This window comes from Catellatospora sp. IY07-71, from assembly GCF_018326265.1.
Classification (GTDB): domain Bacteria; phylum Actinomycetota; class Actinomycetes; order Mycobacteriales; family Micromonosporaceae; genus Catellatospora.
In genome coordinates this window covers 4,027,995-4,046,329 of sequence record NZ_AP023360.1, presented here as the reverse complement: position 1 = coordinate 4,046,329, position 18,335 = coordinate 4,027,995, and the positions used below count along the sequence as shown (strand labels likewise).

Below are 18,335 nucleotides of genomic sequence, written 5' to 3'. Positions count from 1 at the left end.
CGTCACGGCGCTCGACGGCGGCGACACGCGCACGCCGGTCTTGTGTCCGAACGCCCGATGGGTGTGGGATCGGGAAACAATGCAGTAACCGACACGGATACAGGAGGCGGACATGGCGCGCGGCGACAGGGAGAAGGTCTCACAGGCTCCGGCGCAGGTCGCCGAGCAGCCCTCCGACGTGCGCAACGTCGTGGTGGTCGGGCACGCCGGCAGCGGCAAGACCACGCTGGTCGAGGCGCTGCTCGCGGCCACCGGGACGATCGGCCGGGCGGGCTCGGTCGCCGACGGCAGCACCGTCACCGACCACGACCCGGCCGCCGTCAAGCAGCAGCGCTCGGTCGCCCTGGCCTGCGCGCCGCTGACCCACGACGGCGTCAAGGTCAACCTGCTGGACACGCCCGGCTACGCCGACTTCGTCGGTGAGCTGCGGGCCGGGCTGCGCGCCGCCGACGCCGCCCTGTTCGTGGTGAGCGCCTGGGACGGGATGGACGCGGCCACCGCCACCCTCTGGGAGGAGTGCGCCGCGGTCGGCATGCCGCGCGCCGTGGCCATCACCCGGCTGGACCACCCCAGGGCCGACTTCGACGAGGCCCTCGCGCTGTGCCAGCGGGTCTTCGGCGAGGAGATCCAGCCGCTCTACCTGCCCATGCACGGCGACGACGGCCAGTCCGTCGAGGGTCTCATCGGGCTCATCTCGCAGCAGGTGTACGACTACTCCGGCGGTTACCCGCCCCAGGTGCGCGAGCCCGACCCGGAGCACCTGCCCGCCATCGAGGAGTCCCGCGGCGAGCTGATCGAGGGGATCATCGCCGAGAGCGAGGACGAGACCCTGATGGACCGCTACCTCGCGGGCGAGGCGATCGACCAGCAGGTGCTCGTCGACGACCTGGAGAAGGCGGTGGCCCGGGGCCACTTCCACCCGGTGGTGCCCGTCTGCGCGGAGACCGGCGTCGGCCTGGACGCGCTGCTGGAGCTGCTCACCCGGGCCTTCCCCACCCCGCTGGAGCACCCGCTGCCCGCGGTCACCGGCGTCGACGGCGCCCCGCGCGACGCGCTGACCTGCGACCCGGACGGCCCGCTGGTCGCCGAGGTGGTCAAGACGACCATCGACCCGTACGTGGGCCGGGTCAGCCTGGTCCGCGTCTTCTCCGGCACGCTGCGCCCGGACACCCCGGTGCACATCAGCGGCCACGGCCTGGCCGAGCGCGGCCACCCCGACCACGACGCCGACGAGCGGGTCACCCACCTCTACTCCCCGCTCGGCGCGAGCCTGCGCGAGGTCGGCAAGTGCATCGCCGGCGACATCTGCGCGGTCACCAAGTCCACCGCCGCCGAGACCGGCGACACCATCTCGGCCAAGGACCGGCCGCTGCTGATGGCGCCGTGGCAGATGCCCGAGCCGCTGCTGCCCGTCGCCGTCGTGCCCAAGACCCGCTCCGACGAGGACGCCCTCGCCAAGAACCTGGCCAAGCTGGTCGCGGGCGACCCGACGCTGCGCCTGGAGCGCAACCCGGAGACCCACCAGCTCGTGCTGTGGTGCATGGGCGAGGCGCACGCCGACGTGGTGCTGGACCGGCTGCGCGCGGGCGGCGTCGAGCTGAGCACCGAACCGGCCAAGGTCGCGCTGCGCGAGGCGTTCGCCGCGCCCGCCGCCGGGCAGGGCCGCCACGTGAAGCAGTCCGGCGGGCACGGCCAGTACGCCGTGTGCGCGATCCAGCTGGAGCCGCTGCCGCGCGGCTCCGGCATCGAGTTCGTCGACAAGATCGTCGGCGGCGCGATCCCGCACAACTACATCCCCAGCGTCGAGAAGGGGGTACGCGCCCAGGCCGAGCGCGGCATCGCGGCCGGCTACCCCGTCGTCGACTTCCGGGTCACCCTGGTCGACGGCAAGGCGCACAGCGTCGACTCCTCCGACGCCGCGTTCCAGACCGCGGGCAGCATGGCGCTCAAGGACGCCGCCGAGAAGGCGCAGATCACGCTGCTGGAGCCGGTCGACGAGGTGGTCATCACGGTGCCCGACAGCGCGGTGGGCGCGGTGATGAGCGACCTGTCCGGCCGCCGCGGGCGGGTGCTCGGCTCCGAATCCGACCCCGGCGGCGGCGACCGCACCCAGGTCCGCGCGGAGGTCCCCGCCGTGGAGCTGCTGCGCTACCTGGTCGACCTGCGCTCGATGACGGCCGGCGCGGGCACCTTCACCCGCGAGTTCGCCCGCTACGAGCCCATGCCCGGCCACCTCGCCGACCAGGCCCGCAAGGACCACGCCACGTCACGCTGAGCCGCCCTCCCCCGCCGGCGCGTCAGGTCGCTGTGGCGGGGGCCGGGTCGGCGGCGGCGAGCAGCTCGGAGACCGTGGCGAACTCGAAGCCGCGGGCGCGGACCGCCTTGATGATCTCCCGCAGGTTGTCGATGCAGACCAGCCGGTCCTTCGGGCCGACATCGTGGGCGAGGATCACGGTGCCGGGCCGGGACGCCTCGGCCGTGTCGGCCACGATCCCACCTGGATCGTCCACGAACGCGCTCTCCCGCATCCGCTGCGACCACATGATCACGTCGTACCCGAACTCCTCGGCGACGGTCAGCGTGGAGCCCCCGAGGTGCCCCCACGGCGGGCGCAGCAGCGTCGGGCGGGTCCCGACATGCTCGATGATCGCGTCGTGGCAGCGGCGCAGCTGCTCGCGCACCCTCCGCTCGTCGCGCTGGGCGAGGTCCTTGTGCGCCCAGGTGTGGTTGCCGACCTCGTGCCGGGCGTAGCGTCCCCGCACCAGCCCGGCGTTCTTGACCAGGCGCTCGCCGACGACGAAGAACGTGGCCTTGGCGCCCAGCTCGTCCAGCGCGTCGAGCACCCGCGGCGTCCAGTCGGGCTCGGGCCCGTCGTCGAAGGTGAGCGCCACCAGCGGCTTGCTCGTGTTGACGTGCCAGATCGTGCGCACCGTGCCGTTGTGCCAGCCCAGCTCGTTGCCGGCGGGGGCGTAACCGCCGTCGATGGGCAGCCGGTCCGGGCCGAACCAGCTCTTGGCCCGCATGCCGACGACGGCGGCGGTCGCGCCGACCCCGCCCGCGGCGAGCATGCGGAAGACCCCCCGCCGTGAAACCATCCCCGTCCCCATCCCCCGCATCCACCGCGCCGGAGGGGCCGGGCGATGTTCGATGCGTCTACCGGAATGATGACGTGGGCGAGGGGCCCGCGGTTGCATTCGGCCGATCACGTCACAGCCGGTGACGGTGGCGGGTGCCCCGCGCGTCCGCACGGGACACCCGCGGACTCACCAGACCAGGCAGAACGGGTGGCCCGCCGGGTCGGCGTACACCCGCCAGTTGTCGCCCTCGCCGGGCAGCCGCGTCGCGCCGAGCGCCAGCACCTTCGGCTCCGCCTCCTCGACGTCGGTGACCTCGACGTCGAGATGGAACTGCTGGGGGTATGCCGGGTCGGGCCAGCGCGGCGCGCGGTGCTCCGCGATCTCCTGGAAGATCACCGCGAGCTTGCCCTCGGTGGAGATCATGGCGCCGCCCTCGCCCTCCCAGGTGATCGGGAGGCCGAGCAGCTCGCTGTAGAACCGGGCCAGCGGCCCGGCCTGCGCGCAGTCGATCGCCACGTCGGCGAGCGCGACGCTGTCCACGTCGGCCTGGCACAGGCAGAACGGGTGCCCGGCCGGGTCGGCCAGCACGGTGAAGGTGTCGCCGCCGCCGGGCAGCCGCGTCGCGCCGAGCGCGACCGCCTGCTCGACCGCCGCGGCCATGTCGGGCACGCGCAGGTCGAGGTGCATCTGCTGCGGGTAGGCCGGGTCGGGCCAGCGCGGCGGGACGTGGTCCTCGGCCCGCTGGATCCCGATCCGGGTCCCGTCGGCGGTCTTGAGGGTGATCCATTCGTCGTCGGCGTAGTGCTCGACGAGCCCGGCCAGCTCGGCGTAGAAACCCGCCAGGCCCTTGATGTCGGGCGCGTCGAGCACGACCGTTCGCAGTTCGCCAATCATGGCGGCCATCCTTCCGCAGGGGTACGACGTAATCCGGTACCCCTGCGGCGTGGCGATTACGCCGGCCAGGCCTCGCGCAGCAGGTCCCGGGTGTCGGTTAGCAGCTGCGGCAGGGCCTTGGTGCGGGCGACCACGGGCAGGAAGTTGTTGTCGCCGCCCCACCGCGGCACCACGTGCTGGTGCAGGTGCGCGGCGATGCCCGCCCCGGCGGCGTGACCCTGGTTGAGCCCGATGTTGAAGCCGTGCGCGCTGGACACCTTGCGCACCACCCGCATCGCCGTCTTGGTGAACTCGGCCAGCTCCGCCGTCTCGGCCGCGTCCAGCTCCGGATAGTCGTCGATGTGCCGGTACGGGCAGATCAGCAGGTGACCCGGGTTGTACGGGAACCGGTTGAGCACCGCGTACACGACCTCACCGCGCGCCACCACGAGCCCGTCCGGGTCGTCGACGGGCGCGACGCAGAACGGGCAGTCGGCGGACCGGGCGCCGCCGACGTACGCCATGCGCCACGGCGTCCACAGCCGCTCCAGGCCGTCGGGGTCGGGTCCGGTCACGCGGCGGCTTCCTGCGGGGCGTCGGCTGCCGGGGCCGACGGGCCGGTGTTGACGCGCGAGCGCACCACCTCGACGACGTGCGCGACGGCCTCGTCGAGGCCGACGCCGTTGCGCTGGGAGCCGTCGCGGTAGCGGAAGGACACCGTGCCGTCGGCCAGGTCCTGGTCGCCGACGATCGCCATGAACGGGATCTTCTGCTGCTGCGCGGTGCGGATCTTCTTCTGCATCCGCTCGTCGGAGGAGTCCACCTCGGCCCGGATGCCCTGCTTGCGCAGCCGCGCGACGAAGTCGTGCAGGAACGCGGTGTGCCCGGCCTCGTCGTCGGAGCGGATCGGGATGCCCACCACCTGCACCGGCGCCAGCCACGCCGGGAACGCGCCGGCGTAGTGCTCGGTCAGCACGCCGATGAAGCGCTCGATCGAGCCGAACTTGGCGCAGTGGATCATCACCGGCTGCTGCCGGGAGCCGTCGGCGGCCTGGTACTCCAGCTCGAAGCCGCGCGGCTGGTTGAAGTCGTACTGGATGGTCGACATCTGCCAGGTGCGGCCGATGGCGTCCTTGGCCTGCACGGAGATCTTCGGGCCGTAGAAGGCCGCGCCACCCGGGTCCGGGACCAGGGTCAGGCCGGTCTCCCGGGCGCACTGCTCCAGCACCGCGGTCGCGGTCGCCCAGTCGTCCTCGGAGCCGACGAACTTCTCCGGCTTGGCGTCGTCACGGGTGGACAGCTCCAGGAAGAAGTCGGTGATGCCGAAGTCCTTGAGCAGGCCGAGCACGAAGTCCAGCAGGTGCTTGATCTCGGCGGGCGCCTGCTCCCGGGTGCAGTAGGAGTGCGAGTCGTCCTGGGTGAAGCCGCGCACCCGGGTCAGGCCGTGGATCACGCCCGACTTCTCGAACCGGTACACCGAGCCGAACTCGAACAGCCGGATCGGCAGCTCGCGGTAGGAGCGCCCGCGCGCGCGGTAGATCAGGTTGTGCATCGGGCAGTTCATGGCCTTGAGGTAGTAGTCGCTGCCCTCCATGTCCATCGGTGGGAACATGGTCTCCTTGTAGTAGGGCAGGTGACCCGAGGTGTGGAAGAGGCCTTCCTTGGTGATGTGCGGTGTCCCGACGTACTGGAAGCCCTCCTCGATGTGGCGCAGGCGGACGTAGTCCTCCATCTCGCGCTTGATCACACCGCCCTTGGGGTGGAACACGGCCAGGCCGGAGCCGATCTCGTCGGGGAAGCTGAACAGGTCGAGGTCGGTGCCGAGCTTGCGGTGGTCGCGGCGGGCCGCCTCCTCCAGCAGCTTCAGGTAGTCCTTGAGCTGGTCGCGGGTCGGCCACGCGGTGCCGTAGACCCGCTGCAGCTGCGGGTTCTTCTCCGAACCGCGCCAGTACGCCGCCGCGGAGCGCATCAGCTTGAACGCGCCGATCAGGCGGGTGGACGGCAGGTGCGGGCCGCGGCACAGGTCGCCCCAGCAGCGCTTGCCGCTCTTGGCGTCGAAGTTGTCGTAGATGGTCAGCTCGCCGCCGCCGACCTCCATCACGTCGTCGCCCGCGTCGCCCTTGATGTCGACCAGCTCGAGCTTGAACGGCTCGTCCTTCAGCTCGGCCTTGGCCTCGTCCAGGGTCTCGAAGCGGCGGCGGCGGAAGGTCTGGCCCGACTTGACGATCTCCTGCATGCGCTTCTCGATCTTGTCGAGATCGTCCGGGTGGAACGGCTTGGCCACGCCGAAGTCGTAGTAGAAGCCGTTGTCGATCGGCGGGCCGATGCCGAGCTTGGCCTCGGGGAAGATGTCCTGCACGGCCTGGGCCAGCACGTGCGCGGTGGAGTGGCGCAGCACGGCGAGCCCGTCCGGGCTGTCGATGGCGACCGGCTCGACCTCGGTGTCCACCTCGGGAGCCCAGTCCAGGTCGCGCAGGCGGCCCTCGGGGTCGCGCACCACCACGATCGCCTTGGCGCCGTGCACCGGCAGGCCGGCCGCGGCGATCGCGTCCGCGCCCGTCGTCCCGGCCCGGACGACGACGGGGTCGACCTGGGGCGGGCTGGTGGGTGCGCTCACGATGATCTCCTCAAGCTCTCTGCAGCGGTTTGTCCGGCTCCGGCCATGCTATCGGTCCGGCTGATCATGCCGGTTACCGGTTCCGGCCGCGCCGGGCGGTGCCACCGTGCGCAATGCCCGTTCCGACCGGATACGCGACGTCTGCGAGATACCGTCGATAAGTGTCACCAGACCTCACGCTCGGGGTCCTGTCGCCGTTCCTCGGCGGCTGGTACTACGGCGGTGTGCTGGCGGGGATCGCGCGCGCCGCCGCGACGGCGGGCGCGGGCGTCGTCGCGATCCAGACGCTGGACGCCGGCACCGAGCACATCGAGGTCACCGACCCGTCGGACCTGACCTACCCGGTGGCCTGGGAGCACGTCTCCGGCTTCGTGGTGGTGCTGCGCGCGGCCACGCACCGCTACCTGGCCGCGATCCAGGCGACCGGGCGCCCGCTCGTCTCCGTCAGCCACCCGATGCCGGAACTGGGCTGCCCGGTGGTCATGCCGGACAACCGCACCGGCATCGCCGAGGCGGTCGACCATCTCGTCGCCCACGGCCACCGCCGGATCGGCTTCGCGGGTCACCTGCCCACCGCCGACATCCGCGAACGCTACGACGCCTACCGCCAGGCGCTGGCCGGGCACGGCATCGAGCCCGATGACCGGCTGCTCTTCCCCGCCACCACCAACCAGGTCGACGGCGGCGAACAGGCCGCCCGGCGCATGCTGGCCGCCGGCATGCCGTCCACGGCCGTCGTCGCGGCCACCGACGAGAACGCGACCGGCATCATGGACACCCTCACCGCCGCCGGCCTGCGGCTGCCCCAGGACCAGGCGCTCGTCGGCTTCGACGACCTGCGCTCCAGTTCGTACCTCGTCCCCCGGCTCACCACCGTGCGCCAGCCGATGGAGATGATCGGCCGGACCGCCGCCGAGACGCTGCTGGCGGCGCTGCGCGGCGAACCGGCCACCGGGCCCATCCTCGTGCCGACCTCGCTCATCGTCCGCGAGTCCTGCGGCTGCAGCGGCGACGTCGCCTTCCACGCCGACACCGCTCCCCAGCCGCACCGGCGGCTGGCCGACCTGATCGCCATCGCGGTGTCCCCGGTGCACGGCTCCCTGTCGGCGGCCGAGTCGGCCGACATCGTGCACTCCGCGACGGTGGTCGCGCGGGCGGTGGAGGACACCCCCGAGGCGTCGGCCGCCCGGCCCTCCTGCGAGGAGGTGCGACTGGCCCTGGAGTTGCTGCTGCGCCTGTCCGGGGGACGCCCCGAGGCGCTGTACGAGATCGCGCACCTGATCCACGACTACGGCGGGCCCGCCAACGGGGTGCTGCTCCTGCTCATGGAGATGCGCGGGCGCACCCTGTTCCAGGACAGCGTCCGGCTGCGCGAGACGCTGACCGCGCAGTACGAGGTGGGCATGGACCTGCTGCGGGGGCACCAGGAGCCCGCCCGGCTCGGCTGGATGCGCCGCACCTGGGTGCGGGCGGGCTGCTTCGGCCTGTGGAGCGGGGGCCGGCCGCCGGCACTGTCGGACGCCGCGCTGGAGACGGCCGGGATGTTCCTGCCCGGCGGGCACAGCGCCCTCCCGCTGCCGACGCAGCCGGTCAGCGAGTTCCCGCCGCAGCTGCTGCGCGACCAGGCCGACCCGGCCGCGAACCTGATCGTCTTCGTGGTGCCGGTCAAGAGCGGGACCAGCGACTGGGGCTACCTCGCGGTGGTGGACGTGGTGTCGTCGGTCGGCGCGACCGGCCGGGAGCCGTTCAACCAGTGGGCCGCGCTGCTGGCGGTGGCGCTGGACCGGCAGGCGCTGCTGAAGGAGTCACTGCGGCAGAAGGAGCAGCTGCGCATCGCCGCGCTGTACGACGAGCTGACCGGCCTGCCCAACCGCACCCTGTTCCTGGACCGGCTGCGCCAGGCCATCCGGCAGTCCCGGCGGCGCACCGGCCGCCCGTTCGGCGTGCTGTTCCTCGACCTCGACGGGTTCAAGGTGGTCAACGACAGCCTGGGCCACTCGGCCGGCGACCGGCTGCTCAAACAGGTGGCCAAGCGCATCCGGTCCACCCTGCGCGAGTCCGACACGGTGGCCCGGTTCGGCGGCGACGAGTTCCTGGTGCTGCTCGACGACGTCACCGCACCGCACACCCCGGCACAGGTCGCCGAGCGGCTGCACGCCGTGCTCGCCCAGCCGTTCCACCTGCACGGCCAGGACGTGGTGGTCACCGCGAGCATCGGCATCACCCTGTCCAGCCGCCGCTACAGCAACGCCGAGGACCTGCTGCGCGACGCCGACATCGCGATGTACTCCGCGAAGTCGCGGCACAAGGGGCGGCACGCGGTCTTCGACGTAGCGATGCACGCCAAGGCGGTCACCCGGCTGCAGATCGAGACCGAGCTGCGCCAGGCCCTGGACAACGGCGAGTTCGAGGTGCACTACCAGCCGATCGTGCTGCTGCGCTCGGGCCAGACCAAAGGCTTCGAGGCGCTGATCCGCTGGCGGCACCCGCTGCGCGGGCTGCTCTCGCCGGCCGAGTTCCTGCCCATCGCGGAGGAGACCGGGCTCATCGTGCCGATCGGCCGCTGGATCGTCGACGAGTGCTGCCGCCAGCTCGCCGCCTGGTACGCCACGGGCGCGCCGAGCGGGCTGAGCGTCGCGGTCAACGTCTCCAACCGGCAGTTCTGGGGCGGCAACGTGATCGACGACATCGCCGAGGCGCTCGACCGGCACCGGCCGCCCGGCGGCAGCCTCGCCGTGGAGATCACCGAGGGCGTGGTGATGGAGAACGTCGCCCCGGCCCGCGACATCCTCAACATGCTGCACGAGCTGGGCTGCCAGCTGCACGTCGACGACTTCGGCACCGGCTACTCGTCCCTGGAGGCGCTGCACCGGCTGCCCATCGACGCGCTGAAGATCGACCGGTCGTTCGTCTGGCAGATCAACACCGACCGGCGCAGCGGGGAGCTGGTGCGCACCATCGTGCTGATGGGACGTAACCTCGGCCTGGACCTGATCGCCGAGGGCATCGAGACCGAGCAGCAGCGGGCCCACCTGCTCCGGCTCGGCTGCGGCTACGGCCAGGGCTTCCTGTTCTCCAAACCGGTGGGCGCGGACGTGGCGTACACCTTGCTCGGCGAGGCCGCCTAGACTGCCGATCATGTGGCTGCTCCTGACGACCCTGGCCGTCCTCGCCGCGCTCGGCGTCGCGTGGTGGCTGTACCGCGCCCGCACCCGCCCCACGGCGGGCCCGGCCGGCAGGCGCCCGCCCGCCCGGCCGGTGCCCCGCGCGCCGAAGGCGGACAAGACGCCGAAGTCCGGGCCGCAGCCCGGCGAGATCTGGTGGGCCGACGTGCCCTACGAGGACGGCACCGGCTCCAAGGTGCGCCCCTGCGTGGTGCTGCGGTTCCGGCGCGGCGCGTACGAGGTCCTGAAGATCACCAGCCAGGACCAGCGGCACCGCACCGACCACATCGAGATCCCCACCACGACCTGGGACGCCGACGCCGACCACAACAGCTTCCTCGACCTCAGCGACCCGATCACGATCTCGACCCCGGCCTTCTCCAACCGGGCCGGGTCGCTCGACACCGTCGTCTGGCGCAAGGTCCGCACCCTGCACGGGGTCTGACCCCGGCTTCCACCGGCTCTCGCCCTGCCGTCAGCACAGCAGGGCGAGAGCTTCGAGCACAGGTCAGGCGGCCGTCGCCGCGTGGGCGTCGATCTCGGCCAGCAGGGCGGACTTCACCTGCCCGCTCGCGAAGGAGTGGCGCACGCCCTGCCGGGCCAGCTCGGCCACCCCGGCCGCGTCCAGGTCCAGCAGCTTCGCCGCCACCAGGTACTCGTTGTTGAGCGTGGTGCCGAACATGGGCGGGTCGTCGGAGTTGACGCTCACCGGCACGCCCGCCGCCACCAGCTTGGCCAGCGGGTGCTCGGACAGGTCCGCCACCGCCCGGGTACGCAGGTTCGACGTCGGGCACACCTCCAGCGGGATGCCGTGCTCGCCCAGGTGGTCCAGCAGCGCCGGGTCCTGCGCCGCGAAGATGCCGTGCCCGATGCGCTCGGCGCCCAGCTCGCGGATCGCGTCCCAGACCGTCTGCGCGCCGGTGGTCTCCCCCGCGTGCGGCACGCTGCGCAGCCCCGCCGCGCGGGCGGCGTCGAAGTACGGCTTGAACTGCGGCCGCGGCACCCCGATCTCGGGCCCGCCGAGGCCGAAGCTGATCAGCCCGTCCGGCCGCTGGTCCAGCGCGATGCGCAGGGTCTGCTCCGCCGAGGGCAGCCCGGCCTCACCCGGGATGTCGAAGCACCAGCGCAGCACCAGGCCGAACTCCTTCTCGGCCTCCCGCCGCGCGTCCTCGATGGCCTCGCAGAACGCCTCCGCCGGGATGCCCCGCGCGACGCTCGAATACGGAGTGACGGTCAGCTCGGCGTAGCGCACCTGCTGCGCGGCCAGGTCCTGGGCCACGCCGTAGGTCAGCGTGCGCACGTCCTCGGCGTCGCGGATCAGGTCGACCACGCTCAGGTAGACCTCGACGAAGTGCGCGAAGTCGGTGAAGGTGAAGTACTCGGCCAGCAGGGCGGGGTCGGCGGGCACCGGGCTGCGGCCCTCGTGCCGCGCGGCCAGCTCGGCCACGGTCCGGGGCGAGGCGGAGCCGACGTGGTGCACGTGCAGCTCGGCCTTGGGCAGTCCGGCGATGAAACCAGCAAGATCGTCACTAGCCATGCCGGCACCCTACCTCTCCGTACCCGATCATTCGCTACCGGTCACCGCCCGCCGCGGGCCGCGCCAAGATCGTCCGACTTGCCTGGCAGACGGGCGTATGTTGGGCGCGCTTTCGCCCGTGTGCCAGGCAAGTCAGACGATCAAGCGCCGCGCGCGGGGGCCTGCGTCGCCGCGCGGCGGGGTCAGTGATCCACGGAGGTGCGGTGGCCGACCGCGAAGACGCGGCGGAACGGGAAGTCGACCACGTCGCGGTGGGCCGGGTAGGCGGCCGCGAGCTGCGGCTCCAGCTCGGCGCAGAACGCGTCCCAGTCGCTTTCGGACAGCAGCGCCCGCACGGGGCGCAGGGCGGTGCCGGACAGCCAGGTGAGCACCGGGTGCAGGCCCCCGGTCACCGGCAGCTGGTGCAGGTAGGTGGTCTCCCACACGTCTGCCGCGCAGCCGGCGTCGCGCAGCAGCCGGGCGTACTCGGCCGGCTCGGGCACGCCGCGCACCTGCTCGCCGACGACGCCGAGCCGGTCTGCCCAGCGCGGCGACAGGCACAGGTCCCGCAGCGCCTGATGGGCGGGCGCGTCGTGGTTGCCGGGCACCTGCAGGCCGAGCCATCCCCCGGCGGGCAGCTCCCGCGCCCAGGCGCTGACCAGCTCCTCCTGGCCGGGCACCCACTGGAGCACGGCGTTGGTGACGACCACGTCCGTCTCGGGGCCTGGGCGCCAGTCGCGCACATCACCCACCGCGTAGTCCACCGGGCCGTCGGCGCCCTGGTCGGCGACCGCGCGCTCGATCATCTCGGCCGACGAGTCGAGGCCCCGCACGGCCGCGCCGGGCCAGCGCGCGGCGAGCGTGGCGGTGAGGTTGCCGGGGCCGCAGCCGAGGTCCACGACCTGCCGCGGCTTGTCCGCCCGCACCCGGGCGAGCAGGTCGACGAAGGGACGGCCGCGCTCGTCGGCGAAGCGCAGGTAGGTCTCGGGGTTCCACATCGCGGGCCTCCGCCATCCAGTAAACCGTACGTACGTCTTGGTTTAAAGATAGCCCCCGCACCGAGCAGCGCACAAGCCCGGGACAGCAACGAGCCCCGCATACAGGGCAGGATGCGGGGCTCGGAGCGCTCCAGCGCGCCGTACGGCAGCGCGGAACGACAAACGGGCCGGTCAAGACCGGCCCGTAGGTGTCGGGGAGATCAGAGCGGGCGAACCGCGTCCGCCTGCGGGCCCTTGGCGCCCTGCACGATCTCGAACTCCACGCGCTGGTTCTCCTCGAGGCTGCGGAAGCCGCTGGCCTGGATCGCGGAGAAGTGCACGAAGACGTCAGCGCCACCACCGTCGACGGAGATGAAGCCGAAGCCCTTGTCGGCGTTGAACCACTTGACGGTTCCCTGAGCCATTTTCACCAATTCCTTGCGCAAAACGAACCGCTCCGCACACCTCGTGCGGGGGCTGGCCACTTGAGCAGCGGCACCTGCGGTCCTCTCAGGGAGGGCAACGCGAGCAGACCACTTACACAAAAACCGCCGCCAGTGTAGCCCACCGCGAAGCCGCCGTGGGGCGGGATGATCGTCACATCCGGTACCGAGGTGGTTTCCGAATCGTTACGAACCTTACTGTTGTCAGCGCTGGACAGTTCGAGATCGAAACCGCTTGCATAACTTGCGTCACCTTGCGGTAGTCCGGCACCAGAGGGCTGCGCTCCGACACAGTTACGAGGAGGAAACTCCAATGGCATCCAACAGACAGCGGCGTCTGCTCGCGCTCACCGGGGCGGTGGCGCTGGCGCTCACCGTCGCGGCCTGCGGTGGCGATTCCGGCAGCACCTCCGAGGGCAAGCTGGACACTCCCGAATGCGCGGCGTTCGCCGACTACACGGGCATCGCCGGCGAGACGGTCACCATCTACTCCCCCATCCGTGACGCCGAGGCCGGACTGCTCGAGCAGGCGTGGGCGAAGTTCGCCGACTGCACCGGCGTGAAGATCGAGTACGAGGGCAGCGGCGAGTTCGAGGCGCAGCTGAAGGTGCGCGTGGCGGGCGGCGACGCCCCGGACCTCGCCTTCATCCCGCAGCCGGGTCTGCTGGAGTTCTTCGCCAAGGGCGGCAAGCTCAAGGCCGCCGGCGAGAAGACCAAGGCCATGGCCACCCAGAACTTCGCGCCCGACTGGCTCAAGTACGCCACGGTCGACGGCACCCTGTACGGCGCCCCGCTCGGCGCGAACGTGAAGTCGTTCGTGTGGTACTCGCCCTCCCTGTTCAAGGAGAAGGGCTGGAAGATCCCGCAGACCTGGGACGAGATGATCGCGCTGAGCAACACGATGGCCGCCGCGGGCATCAAGCCGTGGTGCGCGGGCATCGGCTCGCAGGACGCGACCGGCTGGCCGGCCACCGACTGGATCGAGGACGTGCTGCTGCGCGAGCAGGGCCCGGAGGTGTACGACCAGTGGGTCGCGCACACGATCCCGTTCAACGACCAGCGCATCGTGTCGGCGACCGACCGGGTCGGCTCGATCCTGAAGAACGAGAAGTACGTCAACGGCGGCATCGGCGGCGTGAAGTCGATCGCCACCACCACCTTCCAGGACGGCGGCCTGCCGGTCGTCCAGAAGAAGTGCGGCATGCACCGCCAGGCGTCCTTCTACGCCAACCAGTGGCCGCAGGGCACCAAGGTGGCCGAGGACGGCGACGCGTTCGCCTTCTACCTGCCGGCGATCGACCCCGCCAAGGGCAAGCCGGTGCTGGGCGGCGGCGAGTTCGTCGCGGCGTTCACCGACGGCGACGCGGTGCAGTCGGTGCAGACCTACCTGGCCAGCGCCGACTTCGCCAACAGCCGGGCGAAGCTGAACAACTGGATCTCCGCCAACAAGGGTCTGGACGTGGCGAACGTCGCGAACCCGATCGACAAGGTGGCGGTCGGCATCCTGCAGGACACCGGCGCGGTGTTCCGCTTCGACGGCTCGGACCTCATGCCGGCCGCCGTGGGCGCGAACTCCTTCTGGAAGGGCATGACCGACTGGATCAACGGCAAGGACACCAAGGCGACCCTCGACTTCATCGAGGCCAGCTGGCCCAAGTGAGGCCGTAGTTGATCTACCTACGCCGTGTGGGCTCCGATCCGGGGCCCACACGGCGTAGTCTTCCTCCCGACCGGCCCCCGAGGAGAACCGCGTGAGCTTCGACTTCACCGCCGAAGGCCCGAAGTTGATGATGCTGGTGTACGGCATCGTCGCCTTCGCGGCCGTGGTGGGCTTGTTGCTGCTGGTGCTGGACGTGCTGCCGAGCCACAAGGACCGCTGGGTGGCGCTCGGCCTGCTGGCCCCGGCCGGCCTGCTGCTGCTGGTGGGCCTGATCGTGCCCGCCGTACGCACGCTGATCCTGGCCTTCATGGACGCGGACTCCGACGAGTTCGTCGGCCTGGACAACTTCGTCTGGATGTTCACCGACAAGAACTCCGGCATGCTCCCCGACTTCGGCGCCGACCCCGTGCAGTACGGCGTGCTGCTGAGCACCTTCCTCTGGGTGCTGCTGGTGCCCACGGTCTCCACCACGGTCGGCCTGGTGTACGCGGTGCTGGTGGACCGGGCCCGCTTCGAGTCCTTCGCCAAATCGCTGATCTTCATGCCGATGGCCATCTCGTTCGTGGGCGCCGGCATCATCTGGAAGTTCGTGTACGAGTACCGGCAGGAGGGCGCCCCGCAGATCGGCCTGCTGAACCAGATCGTGGTCGCGTTCGGCGGCACCCCGCAGCAGTGGCTGCTGGACGGCCCGTGGAACACGCTGTTCCTGATCGCGGTGATGGTGTGGATCCAGGCCGGCTTCGCCATGGTGGTGCTGTCCGCGGCGATCAAGGCCATCCCAGCCGACATCGTCGAGGCGGCCCGCCTGGACGGCGTCACCCCGTGGCAGATGTTCTGGCAGGTCACCATCCCCAGCATCCGCCCCGCGCTGGTCGTCGTCATGGTGACCATCTCGATCGGCACCCTGAAGATCTTCGACATCGTGCGCACCATGACCGGCGGCCAGTTCGGCACCAGCGTCGTCGCCAACGAGATGTACACCTACTCGTTCCGCGCCGACGAGAACGGCAAGGGCGCCGCGCTCGCGGTGCTGCTGTTCGTGCTCGTCATACCCATCGTGATCTACCAGGTCAGGGTCGTACGCCGCCGCCGGCTGGAGGGAGCCCGATGAGCGAGCTTCGCGAGCGAATCCAGCAGGCAGTGTCAGCTCATCGCACCGACGAGCGCAGCGAGGAGAAGCGATGAGCACGGGTACGGAAACGGTCATCGCGGCTCCCGAGCCCGAGGTGCCGCGCACCGCGGCGGGGCGGGTGCGCAAGAAGCTGACCAGCCGCACCGCGAGCGCGGTCTCGCTGGTGATCGCGCTGCTGTGGACCGTGCCCACGTTCGGCGTGCTGGTCTCCTCGGTCCGCCCGGAGAACGAGATCAAGTCCAACGGCTGGTGGAACTTCTTCACCAACCCGCAGTTCACGCTGGAGAACTACCACCAGGTGCTGTTCGGGGCCCGTTCGGCATCGGGCGGCCTGGCGGGATACTTCATCAACTCGCTGGTGATCACGATCCCGTCGGTGCTGTTCCCACTGGCGTTCTGCTCGCTGGCAGCGTACGCGCTGGCCTGGACCCGCTTCCGCGGTCGCGACTGGGTGTACGTCGGCATCTTCGCGCTGCAGATCGTGCCGCTGCAGATGGCGCTGATCCCGCTGCTGTCGTTCTTCAACGAGGGCGTCTCGCTCGGCGGCGTCCAGGTGCTGCCCGCGTGGGACCTGGAGGGGCCGGGCAAGTTCATCACGGTCTGGTTCGCGCACACCTGCTTCGCGCTGCCGCTGGGCGTCTTCCTGCTGCACAACTTCATGGCCGAGCTGCCCGGCGACCTGGTCGAGGCGGCCAAGGTGGACGGCGCGAGCCACGCGAAGATCTTCCGGCGCATCGTGCTCCCGCTGATCGTGCCCGCGCTGGCCTCCTTCGGCATCTTCCAGTTCCTCTGGGTCTGGAACGACCTGCTGGTGGCCCTGATCTTCGCCCCCGGCCCGAAGAACGCCCCGCTCACGGTCCGCCTGGCCGAACTGGCGGGCAACCGCGGCAACGAATGGCAGCGCCTCACCGCCGCCGCCTTCGTCTCCATCATCGTCCCGCTGACCGTCTTCCTCTCCCTGCAGCGCTACTTCGTCCGCGGCCTCCTCGCCGGCAGCGTCAAGGGCTGACCCGTACACAAGGAAGGGCACCTTCTTAACGCTATGCGTATAAGAAGGTGCCCTTCTTAACGCCTCACGGCAGCACCGTGCGACCACGACCGCGCCCCGCAGGACGGCTCCGCTAGGCTCGCCTCCTCATGACACGGGGAGGTATGACGGTGAAACTCGCCGAGGCCCTCGCGCTACGGGCCGACGCGGTGCGCCGGGCCGATCAGCTACGCGCCCGCATCGTCGGCAGCGCCCGCTACCAGGAGGGTGAGGAGCCCGCCGAGGACGCGCAGGCGCTGCTGGCCGAGGTGGCAGGGGCGCTGGACGAGCTGGAGGCGCTGATCAGCCGGATCAACCGCACGAACGCCACGGTGCGCACCGTGCACGGGCTCACCCTCACCGAGGCGCTCGCCCGCCGAGACGTGCTCCGGCTGCGCCACAGCGTGGTCACCGCGGCCGCCGACGCCGCTGCGGGCCGCGACCAGCGCGGCATCGCCGTACGCCAGCTGCGCTCCGAACTGAAGATGCTCAGCGCCCTGTCCGTGGCAGACCTGCGCGCCGAAGCCGACCGGCTGGCCCGCGACATCCGCGAGGTCGACGTGGACATCCAGCGCGCCAACTGGGAGGCCGACCTCCTGGAATGACCCGCCGGTGGCCGAGCGTGCAGCAGGTAGCCGTCATGGAGGCGTGCACATCCGAGGGCCGGCGGTTCCGGTCCACTTTCTCTGGCGCGCGGAGGGCAGCGCGGGGGTTCGATTCCCCGATCATCGTGTACGCCCCCACGGAGCACACGTGACCGCGCACGGCGAACAGCACACCACCACGTGCAGATCCACGACGGCGAGGGCGGGTCCGGGGCACCGCACGCCCGGCCACCGGCGACGCGAGGGGCGCCCTCCAGCACGGAGGGCGCCCCTCGCCGCATCACGACGTGAGCCGTGCGGAACCGGTCAGCGGCCCAGGACCGAGCCGCCGTTGACGTTGATGATCTGGCCGGTGACGTACCCGCCGGACTCCCCCGCCAGCCAGCACACCGCCTCGGCGATGTCGCCGGGTCTGCCCGCCCGGCCGACCAGCGTCTGCGCGACGCGGTCGGCGTGGCCCTGCGCGGTCATCCGGTCGCCGAAGAACTCCGTCTCGGCCACGTAGCCCGGCGAGACCACGTTGGCCGTGCCGCCCTCCGGGCCGAGCCGCGACGCCAGGTCCAGCACCCAGCCGTGCAGCGCCGCCTTGGCCGCCGAGTACGGCCCGCCACCGCCCCGCTGCGCCGCGATCGAACTCAGCAGCACCACCCGCCCGCCGGGGCGCCGCAGCAGCGGCAGCAGCGCCTCGGTGAGCAGCACGGCGGTGAGCACGTTGGCGTCGAAGGTCGCCCGCCACTGCCGCGCCACCGCGTCCAGCCCGTCGCCGTCCCGCCCGATGAACCCGCCCGCGTTGTTGACCAGTACGTCCACGGTCCGGCCTGCCAGCTCGGCGGCGACCCGCGCGACCGCCTCCGGCTCCGCCAGATCGGCGGTGACGATGCCGACCTCCGCACCGGTCGCGGCCCGGATCCGCTCGGCACTGCGGGCCAGCACCGCCTCCCGCCGTCCGATCCCGACGACGTCGTATCCGCGCTCCGCCAGCGCCAGCGCCGTGGCCGCACCGATCCCGGTGCCCGCACCGCTGACCACCGCCAGCGGCCTTCCCTCCCCATGATCACTCATCTCCTGACCCTAACGCTCCCCCCGCCCACCCACCGCCCACCACCCACCGCCGCCCGCCCCGCCCCGCACCACCGAGCCACCCCACGTTGATCATGAAGTTAGGGTCGCGACACGCCGCCGACCCCTGCCATAAGTTCATGATCAACCCGAGCCAACCCGGCCTACCCGGTGCACCTGCCCTG

Annotated in this window: 15 protein-coding genes; 7 read left to right on the top strand and 8 right to left on the bottom strand. The window is 71.4% G+C overall.

Annotation, left to right across the window (positions count from 1 at the left end):
• Positions 1-112 precede the first annotated feature (112 nt).
• The gene (locus CS0771_RS18115) at positions 113-2,275 is read left to right on the top strand and encodes an elongation factor G-like protein EF-G2 (protein ID WP_212842086.1); all 2,163 of its coding nucleotides are present in this window, start codon (positions 113-115) and stop codon (positions 2,273-2,275) included.
• Positions 2,276-2,297: 22 nt separating this feature from the next.
• Here CS0771_RS18115 and CS0771_RS18110 read toward each other — a convergent pair whose 3' ends face one another.
• The 4 genes from CS0771_RS18110 to thrS all read right to left on the bottom strand — a co-directional run bounded on the left by CS0771_RS18110 (position 2,298) and on the right by thrS (position 6,567).
• Positions 2,298-3,095, bottom strand: coding sequence for a polysaccharide deacetylase family protein (locus CS0771_RS18110; protein WP_212842085.1), 798 nt, complete (start codon positions 3,093-3,095; stop codon positions 2,298-2,300).
• Between the two features lie 168 nt (positions 3,096-3,263).
• On the bottom strand, positions 3,264-3,971 hold the full coding sequence (locus CS0771_RS18105; protein WP_212842084.1) for a VOC family protein: 708 nt from the start codon (positions 3,969-3,971) through the stop codon (positions 3,264-3,266).
• A gap of 56 nt (positions 3,972-4,027) precedes the next feature.
• Positions 4,028-4,474, bottom strand: a complete 447-nt coding sequence (locus CS0771_RS18100; protein WP_212845898.1) for an HIT domain-containing protein — start codon at positions 4,472-4,474, stop codon at positions 4,028-4,030.
• 47 nt (positions 4,475-4,521) lie between these two features.
• Positions 4,522-6,567, bottom strand: coding sequence for a threonine--tRNA ligase (gene thrS / locus CS0771_RS18095; protein ID WP_212842083.1), 2,046 nt, complete (start codon positions 6,565-6,567; stop codon positions 4,522-4,524).
• A 161-nt stretch (positions 6,568-6,728) separates the two neighbouring features.
• On the opposite strand from thrS, the gene CS0771_RS18090 reads away from it, so the two are divergent.
• Both CS0771_RS18090 and CS0771_RS18085 read left to right on the top strand, forming a co-directional pair.
• The gene (locus CS0771_RS18090) at positions 6,729-9,695 is read left to right on the top strand and encodes an EAL domain-containing protein (RefSeq protein WP_212842082.1); all 2,967 of its coding nucleotides are present in this window, start codon (positions 6,729-6,731) and stop codon (positions 9,693-9,695) included.
• A gap of 10 nt (positions 9,696-9,705) precedes the next feature.
• Complete coding sequence (locus CS0771_RS18085) at positions 9,706-10,176, top strand: type II toxin-antitoxin system PemK/MazF family toxin (RefSeq protein WP_212842081.1); 471 nt, start codon at positions 9,706-9,708, stop codon at positions 10,174-10,176.
• A gap of 63 nt (positions 10,177-10,239) precedes the next feature.
• Here CS0771_RS18085 and CS0771_RS18080 read toward each other — a convergent pair whose 3' ends face one another.
• The 3 genes from CS0771_RS18080 to CS0771_RS18070 all read right to left on the bottom strand — a co-directional run bounded on the left by CS0771_RS18080 (position 10,240) and on the right by CS0771_RS18070 (position 12,649).
• Positions 10,240-11,268: an adenosine deaminase gene (locus CS0771_RS18080; RefSeq protein ID WP_212842080.1), complete on the bottom strand. Its 1,029-nt coding sequence runs from the start codon at positions 11,266-11,268 to the stop codon at positions 10,240-10,242.
• A gap of 182 nt (positions 11,269-11,450) precedes the next feature.
• Complete coding sequence (locus tag CS0771_RS18075) at positions 11,451-12,245, bottom strand: trans-aconitate 2-methyltransferase (protein WP_212842079.1); 795 nt, start codon at positions 12,243-12,245, stop codon at positions 11,451-11,453.
• Positions 12,246-12,445: 200 nt separating this feature from the next.
• Positions 12,446-12,649, bottom strand: coding sequence for a cold-shock protein (locus CS0771_RS18070; protein WP_120320032.1), 204 nt, complete (start codon positions 12,647-12,649; stop codon positions 12,446-12,448).
• A gap of 331 nt (positions 12,650-12,980) precedes the next feature.
• Here CS0771_RS18070 and CS0771_RS18065 point away from each other — a divergent pair, with 331 nt between their 5' ends.
• From CS0771_RS18065 to CS0771_RS18050, 4 genes are all read left to right on the top strand, one after another.
• Positions 12,981-14,327: an ABC transporter substrate-binding protein gene (locus CS0771_RS18065; protein ID WP_212842078.1), complete on the top strand. Its 1,347-nt coding sequence runs from the start codon at positions 12,981-12,983 to the stop codon at positions 14,325-14,327.
• Positions 14,328-14,418: 91 nt separating this feature from the next.
• Complete coding sequence (locus CS0771_RS18060; RefSeq protein WP_212842077.1) at positions 14,419-15,438, top strand: carbohydrate ABC transporter permease; 1,020 nt, start codon at positions 14,419-14,421, stop codon at positions 15,436-15,438.
• 70 nt (positions 15,439-15,508) lie between these two features.
• Positions 15,509-16,468 (top strand): carbohydrate ABC transporter permease, encoded by a 960-nt coding sequence (locus CS0771_RS18055; RefSeq protein WP_212842076.1) that lies wholly within the window; start codon positions 15,509-15,511, stop codon positions 16,466-16,468.
• Positions 16,469-16,596: 128 nt separating this feature from the next.
• A complete protein-coding gene (locus tag CS0771_RS18050) occupies positions 16,597-17,091 on the top strand; it encodes a DIP1984 family protein (RefSeq protein ID WP_244870864.1) in 495 nt (164 codons plus the stop codon).
• A gap of 306 nt (positions 17,092-17,397) precedes the next feature.
• Here CS0771_RS18050 and CS0771_RS18045 read toward each other — a convergent pair whose 3' ends face one another.
• Positions 17,398-18,153: an SDR family NAD(P)-dependent oxidoreductase gene (locus tag CS0771_RS18045; RefSeq protein ID WP_212842075.1), complete on the bottom strand. Its 756-nt coding sequence runs from the start codon at positions 18,151-18,153 to the stop codon at positions 17,398-17,400.
• Positions 18,154-18,335 lie beyond the last annotated feature (182 nt).